This window comes from Pseudomonas paraveronii (assembly GCF_963681955.1).
GTDB classification, from domain to species: Bacteria; Pseudomonadota; Gammaproteobacteria; order Pseudomonadales; family Pseudomonadaceae; genus Aquipseudomonas; species Aquipseudomonas paraveronii.
Window position 1 is genome coordinate 632,258 of the sequence record NZ_OY817130.1, and the last position, 12,905, is coordinate 645,162.

Here is a 12,905-nt window from a genome sequence, read left to right on the forward strand (position 1 = left end):
CTCGCAGGAGGCCGCCGTGTCGATTCATGTCGCGTTGCACCACGTTACGCATTACCGCTACGACCGCGCTGTCGAACTCGGCCCACAGATCGTGCGTTTGCGCCCGGCGGCCCATAGCCGCACGCGGATTTTGTCCTACGCACTGAAAGTGCTGCCCGAGCAGCATTTCATCAATTGGCAGCAGGACCCCCAGGGCAATTACCTGGCGCGCCTGGTGTTCCCGGAAAAGACTGACGAACTGCGTATCGAAGTCGACCTGGTCGCCGAGATGGCGGTGTTCAACCCGTTCGATTTTTTCCTTGAGCCCTACGCGGAAAAAATCCCGTTCCGCTACGCCGCCGACGAGCAGCGCGAGTTGGCGCCGTACCTGGAAACCTTGCCGCTGACGCCGAAGTTCGCCGCTTACCTGGCGGGTATCGACCGCACGCCGCTGCCGGCCGTGGATTTTCTGGTGGGCCTCAACCAGCGCCTGGCCGCCGATATCGGTTACCTGATCCGCATGGAACCCGGCGTGCAGACCCCGGAATTCACCCTGGAAAATGCCTCCGGCTCGTGCCGCGATTCGGCTTGGCTGCTGGTGCAATTGCTGCGCAACCTGGGGCTGGCGGCGCGGTTTGTCTCCGGTTATCTGATCCAGCTCACCGCCGACGTCAAAGCCCTCGATGGCCCGTCCGGCACCGAGGTGGACTTCACCGACCTGCACGCCTGGTGCGAAGTGTATTTGCCCGGCGCCGGCTGGATCGGCCTGGATGCCACCTCCGGGTTGTTCGCCGGTGAAGGCCATATTCCGTTGGCCTGTAGTCCCGATCCATCGTCTGCCGCGCCGATCAGTGGCCTGGTGGAGCCGTGCGAGTGCGAATTCACCCACGAGATGTCGGTAGAGCGCATCTGGGAAGCGCCACGGGTGACCAAGCCCTACACCGAAGAACAATGGCTGGCGATTCAGGCCCTGGGTCGGCAGATCGATAGCGACCTGCTGGCGGACGACGTGCGCCTGACCATGGGCGGCGAGCCGACCTTCGTCTCCATCGACGACCCCGACGGCGCCGAGTGGAACACCGCTGCCCTGGGGCCGGACAAGCGTCGCCTGTCGGCCGAGCTGTTCCAGCGCATGCGCAAACACTACGCGCCCAAAGGCCTGGTGCATTTCGGCCAGGGCAAGTGGTACCCCGGCGAGCAACTGCCGCGCTGGTCGCTCAATTGTTACTGGCGCCGCGACGGCGAGCCGATTTGGCACAACAGCGCGTTGATCGCCGATGAGCAACAGGACTACGGCGCTGATGGCGTATTGGCCGGGCGTTTCCTGGCCAGCGTTGCCGAGCGCCTGAAGCTGCCGGCGCGGTTTGTATTCCCGGCCTTTGAGGACAACTTCTACTACCTGTGGCGCGAAGGCGCGCTGCCGCAAAACGTCACCGCCCTCGACCCGCGCCTGAGCGATGAGTTGGAACGCGAGCGCCTGCGCAAAGTGTTCAGCCAGGGCCTGGATAAAATCATCGGCCAGGTGCTGCCGCTGGCGCGCACTGCCGCCAATGACCGCTGGCAGAGTGGGCGCTGGTACCTGCGCGACAATCACTGCCGACTGGTGCCGGGGGATTCGCCGCTGGGTTATCGCCTGCCGCTGGCCTCGCAGCCCTGGGTGACGGCGGCGGAATACCCGTTTGTCCATCCGACCGACCCCAATCAGGACTTGCCCGAGCTGCCGAGCACAGCGCAATTGCAACGCCATGGCGAACCGGCGCCGAGCGCCGAACGCCTGCCGAAGATCGACGAGTCCGCCGACTGGCTGACCCGCACCGCGCTGTGCGCCGAAGCGCGCGAAGGCCGCCTGTATCTGTTCATGCCGCCGCTGGAGCGCGTCGAGGACTACCTGGAACTGGTGGCCGCCATCGAAGCCACCGCTGAAGAACTGCACTGCCCGGTGCTGCTGGAGGGCTACGAGCCGCCGGCGGATTACCGTCTGAGCAACTTCCGGGTCACGCCCGACCCTGGTGTGATCGAGGTCAACGTGCAGCCGTCCGCCACCTGGGACGAGTTGGTGGAACGCACCGAGTTCCTCTACGAAGAGGCGCGGCAAACCCGCCTGACCACCGAAAAGTTCATGATCGACGGGCGCCACACTGGCACCGGCGGCGGTAACCACTTCGTGCTGGGCGGCGCGACACCCAAGGACTCACCGTTCCTGCGGCGCCCCGATCTGCTGCGCAGCTTGATCAGCTACTGGCACAACCATCCGTCGTTGTCCTACCTGTTTTCCGGCTTGTTCATCGGCCCGACGTCCCAGGCGCCCAGGGTCGATGAAGCGCGTAACGATGCGCTGTATGAGCTGGAAATCGCCTTCGCGCAAATGCCCGCGCCTGGCGAAGAATGCCCGCCGTGGTTGGTCGACCGGCTGTTGCGCAATCTGCTGATCGACGTGACCGGCAACACCCATCGCGCCGAATTTTGCGTCGACAAGCTCTACTCTCCCGATGGCGCCACCGGGCGCCTGGGCCTGCTGGAGTTGCGCGCCTTTGAAATGCCGCCCCATGCACGCATGAGCCTGACCCAGCAACTGCTGCTGCGCGCGCTGGTGGCGCGCTTCTGGCGCGAACCCTATGCGCCCCCGAAACTGGCGCGCTGGGGCACCGAGTTGCATGACCGCTTCCTGTTGCCGCACTTCATCGAGCAGGATTTTGCCGATGTGATCGTCGAACTCAACGCCGCTGGCTACCCGCTGCGCGCCGAATGGTTTGCCGCGCACCTGGAATTCCGCTTTCCCAAAGTCGGCGACTACGCCGTCAGCGGCATTGAACTGGAACTGCGCCAGGCCCTGGAGCCCTGGCATGTGCTGGGCGAGGAGGGCGCGGTCGGCGGCACGGTGCGCTATGTGGATTCGTCCCTGGAGCGTCTGCAGGTGAAATTGAGCGGGCTGCCGCCGCAGCGCTATTTGCTGACCTGCAACGGTATCCCGGTGCCGCTGCAACCGACCGGGCGCATCGGCGAGTTCGTCGCCGGCGTGCGGTATCGCGCCTGGCAGCCGGCCAACTGTCTGCAACCGACCATTGCCGTGCATGCGCCGTTGGTGTTCGATCTGCTCGACACCTGGATGCAGCGCTCCCTGGGCGGTTGCCAGTATCATGTGGCGCATCCGGGCGGGCGGAACTACGACAGCCTGCCAGTGAACGCCAATGAAGCCGAGAGCCGGCGCATGGCGCGGTTTTTCCGCCTGGGGCATAGCCCGGGCAAGCTGCCTGTGCCGACCGTCGTGATCAATGACGAATTGCCGATGACTTTGGATTTGCGACGCTTCCCCAATAAAAATGACTGAATGCAAGCCAAAATGTGGGAGGGAGCTTGCTCCCGATTGCGATGAATCAGCCGATACATGAGTTGACTGACCCACCGCCATCGGGAGCAAGTCGAATCGTCGCACCGCCCCTCCCACATTGGATAGCGGTGAATTTAAGTTAACCTGAGCCCCCTTGCCCCTGCCGAGCGTTCCATGTCCGACTTGCTCGACCGTTACCCGCTGACCGCGGGCACTTATCACGAACTGCTGGACGATAGCGGCGCGGTGCGTGCCCATTGGCAGCGCCTGCTCGACCACCTGCAACGCAGCACCCCCGCGCAACTGGCCCAGCGCCAGGCGTTGCTGACCCGGCAGATCCAGGAAAACGGCGTGACCTACAACGTCTACGCCGATCCCAAGGGCGCTGATCGCCCGTGGGAACTGGACCTGCTGCCCCACGTGCTGGCGGCCGATGAATGGCAGCACTTGTCGGCCGGCATCGCCCAGCGTGCGCGGCTGCTCAACGCGGTGCTGGCGGATCTTTACGGCCCGCAACGCTTGATCAAGGAAGGCTTGCTGCCGGCCGAACTGGTGTTCGGGCATAACAACTTCCTCTGGCCGTGCCAGGGCATCCAGCCGCCCGACGGCGCGTTTTTGCACCTGTATGCCGTCGATTTGGCGCGCACTCCGGATGGCCGCTGGTGGGTCACCGCCGACCGCACCCAGGCGCCGTCCGGCGCCGGTTATGCGCTGGAAAACCGCACCATCGTGTCGCGTGCCTTTCCGGATCTGTACCGCGACCTGCAGGTGCAGCACCTCACCGGTTTCTTCCGCACCCTGCAGGAAACCCTGGCACGCCAGGCGCCCAGCGATGAGCAACCGCCATTGATCGTGCTGCTCACGCCCGGGCGTTTCAACGAAAGCTATTTCGAACACCTGTACCTCGCCCGCCAGCTTGGCTACCCGCTGGTGGAAGGCGGCGACCTCACGGTGCGCGACAGCACGGTGTTCCTGAAAACCCTCAGCGGCCTGCGCCGGGTACACGCGATCATGCGCCGCCTGGACGACGATTTCTGCGACCCCCTCGAACTGCGCACCGACTCGGCCCTCGGCGTGCCCGGCCTGCTCGACGCCGCGCGCCAAGGCAACGTGCTGGTGGCCAATGCCCTGGGTAGCGGCGTGCTGGAATCCCCTGGCCTGTTGGGCTTTCTGCCGAAGATCAACGAGTTTTTGTTTGGCGAAGAACTGATCCTGCCGTCCATTGCAACGTGGTGGTGCGGCGAAGCGCCGGTGCTTGCCGAAGCCCTGGAGAAACTGCCCGAGCTGCTGATCAAGCCGGCATTCCCTTCGCAGAGTTTTAATCCGATCTTCGGTCGCGACCTGGATGACGAACAACGCCAGGCCCTGGCCGAGCGCATGCGCGCACGGCCTTACGCGTATGTCGCCCAGGAGCTGGCGCAGCTGTCCCAGGCGCCGGTGTGGCACACCGTCGAGGATCACCTGCAACACCGCGCCATCGGTATGCGCGTCTACGCCGTGGCCAGCGCTGACGGTTACCGGGTATTGCCCGGCGGCCTGACCCGCGTGGCTGCCGAGGCCGATGCCGAAGTGGTGTCGATGCAACGCGGCGGCGCAAGCAAGGACACCTGGGTGCTCGGCGAACGCGCTGCCGGCGGCGAGCAGTGGCGCGCGCAACGGCCGATCGGCGCCCATGACCTGGTGCGCCGCGATCCTTATCTGCCGTCGCGGGTGGTGGAAAACCTGTTTTGGTTTGGCCGGTATTGCGAGCGCTGCGATGACAGCGCGCGCTGGCTGCGCATTGTGTTGGCGCGCTATGTCGACGGCGACGATCCGCTGGCATTGCAGGCGGCGGTCGAGCTGGGCGAAAGCCTGCGCCTGCTGCCGGAGGAGGGCGAGCTGCCCGAACGCCTGCTCGCGGCCTTGCTCGGCGACGACTGGCCGTCGAGCCTGCGCGCCAACCTGCAGCGCTTGCAGTGGGCCGCGTCCCAAGTGCGCGGCAAGTTGTCCCGGGAGAACTGGCAGGCCCTGGTGGAGCTGCAACGCGAAGCCATTGAGCTGGAAAGCGAAACCCCGGACTTTGGCGAGTTGCTGGACTTCCTCAACCGCCTGGTGATGTCCCTGGCGGCGCTGTCCGGGTTTGCCCTGGACGACATGACCCGCGACGAAGGCTGGCGCTTTCTGATGATGGGCCGGCGCATCGAGCGCCTGCAGTTCCTCAGCAGCAGCCTCGCGGCGTTCCTGCGTGGCGTGGCGGTGTTCGATCAAGCCGGGCTGGAGTGGCTGCTGGAACTGGGCAACAGCAGCATCACCTACCGCTCGCGCTACCTGGCGGTGCCGCAACTGATCCCGGTGCTCGACTTGTTGCTGCTGGATGAGCAGAACCCCCACGCCGTGCTGTTCCAGTTGAAGCTGGTGAGCCGCACCTTGCGTCGCCTCAACGACGATTTCGGTGTGCCCCGGGAAACCGGCCTGGCGCCTTTGGTCGAGCGCCTTGCGCGGTTCGACCTGGGTTGCCTGGAAAACTCGCTGTTTGGCGAGGCCAGCGTGCGTGCTGCGTTGGACGGCCTGGCCGACCTGCTGCAAGCGGTCGCCGATGAGAGCGGGCAAGTGTCGGATCGCCTGGCCTTGCGCCATTTTGCCCATGTGGATGATGTCAGCCAGCGAACGGTGTCGGTGTGATGAGTGCGCGCTATCAGATTTTTCACGATACCCATTACCACTACGACAGCCCGGTGTCCCTGGCCCAGCAGTTGGCGCATCTGTGGCCACGGCCATGCGCCTGGCAGCGTTGCACCTCGCAGCAGTTGGATATCAGCCCGTTGCCGTCGTCGCGCCGCGATGAACTGGACGTGTTCGGCAACCCGATCACCCGCCTGGCGTTCGAGCGGCCCCATGATGAATTGTTGGTGAATGCCGGGCTGACCGTGGAAGTGCTCGCGCGGCCGCAGCTGGATTTCCAACAGTCGCTGGCCTGGGACCAGACCCGTGACAGCCTGACCTACAGCAGCCAGCCGCTGTCACCGGCGTTGATCGAAGCCTGCCGCTTTCGCTTCGAATCGCCCTACGTGCATTTGAAGAAAACCTTCGTCGATTTCTCCGAAAGCTGTTTCCCGCCGGGCCGTCCGCTGTTGTTGGGCGCCCAGGCATTGATGGAAAAAATCTTCGGCGAATTCACCTTCGATGCCGAAGCCACCCAAGTCGCCACGCCGCTGGTGGAAGTGCTCGAGCGCCGACGCGGCGTGTGCCAGGACTTCGCTCACCTGATGCTCGCCTGCCTGCGCTCACGGGGCCTGGCGGCGCGCTATATCAGCGGCTACCTGCTGACCCAGCCGCCGCCCGGCCAGCCACGGATGATCGGCGCCGATGCGTCCCATGCGTGGATTTCGGTGTATTGCCCGGTGCTGGGCTGGGTGGACTTTGATCCGACCAACAATGTGCAGCCGGCACTGGAACACATCACCCTGGCCTGGGGCCGGGACTTCTCCGATGTTTCGCCGTTGCGCGGGGTGATTCTGGGGGGAGGGAGCCATGACCCGGAAGTGCGGGTGACGGTGATGCCGCTCTTGTAGGAGCGAGCTTGCTCGCGAAAAAACCGAGGGCGCCGCGTTGAACCAGGCACCCCGCGTTATCGTTAACGCACTTCGCGAGCCAGCTCGCTCCTACAGTGATGCTTACTCGGCCGGGTCTTTCGGTGTTTCGGTGTCGTCGGTTGCCGCTTCGCCTTCCGCATCCGGGTTCAGTGCGCCGGCCTCTTCATCTGCAGCAGCTTTCTTGCGTTGCAGCTTTTCCTCTTTCTTCTGTTCCTTGGCCAAGTCTCTTTGACGTTTGGCGAAGGAGTAATTAGGTTTGGCCATGGGCGATCCTCTAGGGTCGAAGGTGAGGGTGGGCGGCGCGCAGCTGCCTTGGGTCGCTATGGTAGCAGCTTCGCGGCGCGCTTGGCCTTCACTTACCGCAGGCGTATGCGGCCAACAGACCGCTGAATAGTTGATTGAGGTGCATGATCCGGACTCCAGTGGGTGATGGACCGATCATAGGCGCGGTGTGGCACTTTGGTTGGTTGATTGTGTCGATAAGTCTGATAGCCTAAAGTTGTATACAATTTGTTGATTCAGGTCATAAGAATTTCTGCCTGTCTCAGGCACGCTTGTCGCAATACGCGTTTTTAAAACCCTGCCTTGGAGATTCACATGTTTGCCAAACTCGTTGCTGTTTCCCTGCTGACTCTGGCAAGTGGCCAGTTGCTTGCTGCAGAGTGCAAGGTCACCGTCGACTCTACCGACCAGATGTCCTACAACACCAAGGAAATCGTGATCGACAAGAGCTGCAAGACGTTCACCGTCGAGCTGACTCACTCCGGCAGCTTGCCGAAAAACGTCATGGGTCATAACTGGGTACTGGCCAGCGCCGCCGACATGCAACCGGTTGCGACCGATGGCATGGCTGCTGGCCTCGACAAGAACTACCTGAAAGAAGGCGACGAGCGCATCATCGCCCACACCAAGGTGATTGGTGCTGGCGAGAAAGATTCGGTGAGCTTTGATGTGTCCAAGCTGAAAGCGGGCACTGACTATGCGTTCTTCTGCTCGTTCCCAGGCCACATCTCGATGATGAAAGGCACTGTGGTCGTCAAGTAAGACCGCATTATCGTTCATCGGGGGCAAGCCCCCTCCCACAGGTTGGAATGCGTTTCAAATGTGGGAGGGGCGGTGCGACGATTCGACTTGCCCCCGATGGCTACCTCACAATCAACACAACACTATCTGGTTCACCTCACGGCGCAAACGGCATCACCCGCTTGTGCTCGGTCTTGCGATACGTCTCGCAAATGATCCTGAACGCTTCCTCCCGCACCGGCTCGCCGTGCAGGAACGCATCAATCTCGGCATAGGTCACGCCATGTGACGCCTCGTCCGGCTTGCCCGGCGAGAGGTCTTCCAGGTCGGCAGTCGGGACCTTCTCCACCAGCGACTCCGGCGCCCCAAAGTTCCGCGCAATCGCCCGCACCTGATTCTTCACCAGCCCGCTCAACGGTGCCAGATCGCAGGCGCCATCGCCGAATTTGGTGAAAAAGCCCATCACCGCTTCCGCCGCATGGTCGGTGCCGATCACCAGACCACTGGCCGCGCCGGCGATGGTGTACTGCGCGACCATGCGCATGCGCGCCTTGGTGTTGCCCAGCACAAAATCACGCGATACCGCAGCCTTGCCTTCAAACGCCGCCACTTCATTGGCCAGGGATTTCACCGCCGGGCCGATGTTCACGGTGTGGCGCTCGTCCGGTTCGATAAAGTCCACCGAGGCCTGGGCGTCGATTTCATCGAACTGGGTTTCGTAGGGCAGGCGCACGGCGATAAAGCGGTAGCCTTCGTCGCCGGTACTGGAGCGCAGTTCCTGCATGGCGCGTTGGGCCAGCAGGCCTGCGGTCAGGGAGTCGACGCCACCGCTGATGCCTAACACCAATGTCTTGAGCCCTGAATTGCGCAGGCAGTCCTGGATAAAGGTCACGCGCCGGGCGATTTCGGACTCAAGGGCGGCCTGGTCTTTGAACGGTGCTTGAACCTTGAGCTGCTGCGCAATCTCACGCTGTACGGCTTGCATGATTCACTCCTTGCTGGAAAGGGCAGGTACTTTGAAAACGTGTCGCAAATAGGCGACGAAATTCGGGTCGGTGCAGTGGGTCTTGCCCGCTTCATCGGAGATCTTCGCGACGGGCTGGCCATTGCAGGCCGTCATTTTAAGCACAATGCTCATCGGTTCCACACCTGGAATATCGCAGGTCAGGTTGGTGCCGATGCCGAAGCTCACATTGATCCGACCGCGCAGCGCCCGGAATATTTCCAGGGACTTGGGCAGCGACAGGCTGTCGGAGAACACCAGGGTCTTGCTCATCGGCTCGATGCCCAGCTTGTGGTAGTGGGCGATGGCTTTTTCCGCCCATTGCACCGGGTCGCCGGAGTCGTGGCGCAGGCCGTCGAACAGCTTGGCGAAGTACAAGTCGAAGTCGCCGAGGAAGGCATCGGTGGTGATGCAATCGGTCAGGGCGATACCCAGCAGGCCGCGGTATTCGCGGACCCAGCAATCGAGGGCGGCGATCTGGCTGTCGATCAGGCGCGGGCCGAGTTGCTGGTGGGCCATGATCCATTCATGGGCCATGGTGCCCAGCGGTTTCATATCGAACTCGCGGGCCAGATGGACGTTGCTGGTGCCGACAAACCGGCCGGGGAAATCGTGCTTGAGCACGCTCACCACTTCTTCCTGCACGCGGTAGGAGAAGCGTCGGCGCGTGCCGAAGTCCGCCACCTGCAGCTCGGCGAGCTCGTCGCTGCTGGCGTTCGCGGTCAGCCAGTCGAACTTGCGGTACAACTGCTCGCGGGCCTGTTCGAGGGTCACGGACTGGTAGCGATAGCGGTTACGCACTTCGCTGATGATCGCGAGCATCGGCACTTCAAACAGGATCACATGCAGCCACGGCCCGCGCAGTCGGATAAACAGCTCGCCGTTTTCGATGCCGGTGTGGACATAGCGCAGGTTGAAGCGGAACAAGCCGAGGAAACGCAAAAAATCCGGTTTCATGAAGCTGATGCGCTCCAGGAAACTCAGTTGGTCCGCGCTCAGGCTCAACTCGGCGAGGCGCTCGAACTGGTAACGGATCTCCGCCAGGTACGGGCGCAGGTCTTCACTGTTGCGGCAACGGAACTCCCATTCAACTTCCACATTGGGGTAGTTGTGCAGCACCGCCTGCATCATGGTCAGCTTGTAGAAGTCGGTGTCGAGCAGGTTCTGCACGATTCGATCGGCAAACACACTCTCGCTCATAACGGGAATCTCCAGACGGGACGGCGATGGGCGCCGACCTTTACGCACAATTAGGGAAGGGGGGTAGTGGCGCATAGACCTGTGGGTTTTTGCCAGTGATTTTTTCAGTGAGGCCACTGGCCTCATCGGGGGCAAGCCCCCTCCCACAGGTTGGAATGCGTTTCAAATGTGGGAGGGGCGGTGCGACGATTCGACTTGCCCCCGATAGCGGTATTCCAGGCACTAAATAACCTGCTCCATCATCCACTTCACAAACTCCCGCACCTTGGGCACCTCCGCCGAATGCTCGGGGTACGCCAGGTAATACGCATCCTGGCTCGGCATCGCATGCTGCCAGGGGATCACCAACTTACCGTCGGCCAGTTCCTCCTCCACCAGGAACCGCGGCAACAGCGCCACGCCACAGCCCACCTGCGCTGCACGAATGCACATATAAAAGGTGTCGAAGCGCGGCCCGTGATAACTGTGCTCGGTGTGAAACCCCTGGTCGGCGAACCAGTCGTGCCAGCCCTGGGGTCGCGAGGCGTTTTGCAGCAGCACCAGGTTGCTCAGTTGCGTGGGGTCGGTGAACGGCTGCGCGGGCAGGCTTTCCGGGGCGCACACCGGGATCAGTTCTTCGCTGAACAGTTTCAGGCTCTCGGTGCCGGGGCGTGAGCCTTGGCCGAAGTAGAACGCCATGTCGGCCTTGCCTTGCAGCAACTCGTCCGGTTCCTGTTCGTTGCACAGGTCCAGGTGGATCTGCGGGTGACGCAAGCGCCAGCCCTTGAGGCGCGGCACCAGCCAGCGCGCGCCGAAGGTGTAGGGCGTGGACACGCGTAATACTTCGGTCTCGCCGCCGTAGGAGCGCAGGTAATGGGTGGACATCTCCACCTGCGTGAGGATTTTGCGCACTTCCACCAGATACAAATTGCCCGCCGGGGTCATTTGCAAGCGTCGGCGTACCCGGCGAAACAGCAGGTGCTGCAGCAGTTCTTCCAACTGCGCCACCTGTTTGCTCACCGCGCTTTGCGTGAGGTTCAGCTCCTCGGCGGCGCGGGTGAAGCTCAGGTGGCGGGTGGCGGCTTCGAAACACTGCAGGGCAGTGATCGAGGGCAAATGTCTTTTGTTCAGCACGGCATGCCTCTTTTTATGCTTTGCATGAATAAACGGAATGATATCTCGCCTAATCGTCGTTTGTTGGCAAGTCTTGGGCCAGCTACAAATAAGCCTTGGATCGCCGTGCGGGCTGCGGCGCAATTTTTCTGTTTGTAGATTGAAGGAGTGACCCATGGTCGCCGCATTGCTTGATCGTCTCGGGGTAAACCCGGCGCTGTACCAAGCGGGGAAACAACCCGTGCATTCACCGATCGATGGCAGCCGTATCGGCAGTGTGAACTGGGAAGGTGCCGCCGAGGTGGAGCAACAGGTCAGTCGTGCCGAGCATGCATTCGAGGCCTGGCGCAAAGTGCCGGCCCCGCGTCGCGGCGAGCTGGTGCGCCAATTCGGCGACGTGTTGCGCGAATACAAGGCCGACCTGGGCGAGCTGGTCTCCTGGGAAGCCGGCAAGATCACCCAGGAAGGCCTGGGTGAAGTGCAGGAAATGATCGACATCTGCGACTTCGCCGTCGGCCTGTCGCGCCAGTTGTATGGCTTGACCATCGCCTCCGAGCGCCCCGGTCACCACATGCGTGAAACCTGGCACCCGCTGGGCGTGGTCGGCGTGATCAGCGCGTTCAACTTCCCGGTGGCCGTGTGGGCGTGGAACACCACCCTGGCCCTGGTGTGCGGCAACGCCGTGATCTGGAAACCGTCGGAAAAGACCCCGCTCACCGCCCTGGCCTGCCAGGCGCTGTTCGAGCGCGTGCTGAAAAAATTCAACGACGCGCCGCAATACCTGAGCCAAGTGATCATCGGCGGCCGCGAGGCCGGTGCCGCGCTGGTGGATGACCCGCGTGTCGCGCTGATCAGCGCCACCGGCAGCACCCGCATGGGCCGTGAAGTGGCGCCGAAAGTCGCCGCGCGGTTTGCCCGCAGCATCCTCGAACTGGGCGGCAACAACGCGATGATTCTCGGCCCAAGCGCCGACCTGGACATGGCCGTGCGCGCCATCCTGTTCAGCGCCGTCGGCACCGCCGGGCAGCGCTGCACCACGCTGCGCCGGTTGATCGCGCATGAATCGGTCAAGGAAGAAATCGTCACCCGCCTCAAGGCCGCCTATTCCAAGGTGCGCATCGGCCACCCGCTGGAAGGCAACCTGATCGGCCCGCTGATCGACAAGCACGGCTTCGACAGCATGCAGGACGCCCTGGAGCAAGCCCTGAGCGAAGGCGGCAAGGTGTTTGGTGGCAAGCGCCAGTTGGAAGACAAATTCCCGAATGCCTACTACGTGTCGCCAGCGATTGTGGAAATGCCGGAGCAAAGCGACGTGGTCTGCACTGAAACCTTCGCGCCGATCCTGTACGTGGTCGGCTACAGCGACTTCGCCGAAGCCCTGCGCCTGAACAACGCCGTGCCGCAAGGCCTGTCGTCGTGCATTTTCACCACCGATGTGCGCGAAGCCGAGCAGTTCATGTCGGCGGTGGGCAGCGACTGCGGCATCGCCAACGTCAACATCGGCCCTAGCGGCGCGGAAATCGGCGGCGCGTTTGGCGGAGAGAAAGAAACGGGCGGCGGGCGTGAGTCGGGCTCGGATGCGTGGCGCGGGTATATGCGTCGCCAGACCAACACCGTGAACTACTCGCTGGAACTGCCGCTGGCCCAGGGCATTACCTTCGACTGATTACCTTAAGTCGAAGTGCGGTCAAAATGTGGGAGGGGGCTT

9 protein-coding genes are annotated in these 12,905 nt (G+C 62.8%); 5 read left to right on the top strand and 4 right to left on the bottom strand.

The genetic code is table 11. The features are described 5' to 3' along the window. Positions 1–16: 16 nt before the first annotated feature. From U5A08_RS02715 to U5A08_RS02725, 3 genes are all read left to right on the top strand, one after another. A complete protein-coding gene (locus U5A08_RS02715) occupies positions 17–3,307 on the top strand; it encodes a transglutaminase family protein (RefSeq protein WP_253393133.1) in 3,291 nt (1,096 codons plus the stop codon). Positions 3,308–3,481: 174 nt separating this feature from the next. After that, the gene (locus U5A08_RS02720) at positions 3,482–5,968 is read left to right on the top strand and encodes a circularly permuted type 2 ATP-grasp protein (protein ID WP_253393135.1); all 2,487 of its coding nucleotides are present in this window, start codon (positions 3,482–3,484) and stop codon (positions 5,966–5,968) included. Further along, positions 5,968–6,858 (top strand): transglutaminase family protein, encoded by an 891-nt coding sequence (locus U5A08_RS02725; protein ID WP_321850172.1) that lies wholly within the window; start codon positions 5,968–5,970, stop codon positions 6,856–6,858. The genes U5A08_RS02720 and U5A08_RS02725 overlap by 1 nt, the downstream gene beginning before the upstream one ends. 102 nt (positions 6,859–6,960) lie before the next feature. Here U5A08_RS02725 and U5A08_RS02730 read toward each other — a convergent pair whose 3' ends face one another. Next, positions 6,961–7,143: a DUF3510 domain-containing protein gene (locus U5A08_RS02730; protein WP_253393146.1), complete on the bottom strand. Its 183-nt coding sequence runs from the start codon at positions 7,141–7,143 to the stop codon at positions 6,961–6,963. A 333-nt stretch (positions 7,144–7,476) separates the two neighbouring features. Between U5A08_RS02730 and azu the strand changes: the two genes are divergently transcribed. After that, positions 7,477–7,923, top strand: a complete 447-nt coding sequence (azu, locus tag U5A08_RS02735; protein ID WP_253393147.1) for an azurin — start codon at positions 7,477–7,479, stop codon at positions 7,921–7,923. Between the two features lie 136 nt (positions 7,924–8,059). Here the strand turns inward: azu and nadE are convergent, their stop codons facing one another. The 3 genes from nadE to U5A08_RS02750 all read right to left on the bottom strand — a co-directional run bounded on the left by nadE (position 8,060) and on the right by U5A08_RS02750 (position 11,218). Continuing rightward, complete coding sequence (gene nadE, locus U5A08_RS02740) at positions 8,060–8,887, bottom strand: NAD(+) synthase (protein ID WP_253393149.1); 828 nt, start codon at positions 8,885–8,887, stop codon at positions 8,060–8,062. 3 nt (positions 8,888–8,890) lie between these two features. Next, positions 8,891–10,105, bottom strand: coding sequence for a nicotinate phosphoribosyltransferase (gene pncB, locus U5A08_RS02745; RefSeq protein ID WP_253393151.1), 1,215 nt, complete (start codon positions 10,103–10,105; stop codon positions 8,891–8,893). 222 nt (positions 10,106–10,327) lie between these two features. Further along, on the bottom strand, positions 10,328–11,218 hold the full coding sequence (locus U5A08_RS02750; protein ID WP_253393152.1) for a LysR family transcriptional regulator: 891 nt from the start codon (positions 11,216–11,218) through the stop codon (positions 10,328–10,330). A gap of 154 nt (positions 11,219–11,372) precedes the next feature. On the opposite strand from U5A08_RS02750, the gene amaB reads away from it, so the two are divergent. Next, a complete protein-coding gene (gene amaB, locus U5A08_RS02755) occupies positions 11,373–12,863 on the top strand; it encodes an L-piperidine-6-carboxylate dehydrogenase (RefSeq protein WP_253393153.1) in 1,491 nt (496 codons plus the stop codon). Positions 12,864–12,905: the final 42 nt, after the last annotated feature.

Coding starts and splice junctions, on each gene's coding strand:
- U5A08_RS02720 (WP_253393135.1), top strand. CDS start 3,482: ATGTCCGACTTGCTCGACCGTTACCCGCTGACCGCGGGCACTTATCAC.
- amaB (WP_253393153.1), top strand. CDS start 11,373: ATGGTCGCCGCATTGCTTGATCGTCTCGGGGTAAACCCGGCGCTGTAC.
- U5A08_RS02725 (WP_321850172.1), top strand. CDS start 5,968: ATGAGTGCGCGCTATCAGATTTTTCACGATACCCATTACCACTACGAC.
- pncB (WP_253393151.1), bottom strand. CDS start 10,105: ATGAGCGAGAGTGTGTTTGCCGATCGAATCGTGCAGAACCTGCTCGAC.
- nadE (WP_253393149.1), bottom strand. CDS start 8,887: ATGCAAGCCGTACAGCGTGAGATTGCGCAGCAGCTCAAGGTTCAAGCA.
- U5A08_RS02730 (WP_253393146.1), bottom strand. CDS start 7,143: ATGGCCAAACCTAATTACTCCTTCGCCAAACGTCAAAGAGACTTGGCC.
- azu (WP_253393147.1), top strand. CDS start 7,477: ATGTTTGCCAAACTCGTTGCTGTTTCCCTGCTGACTCTGGCAAGTGGC.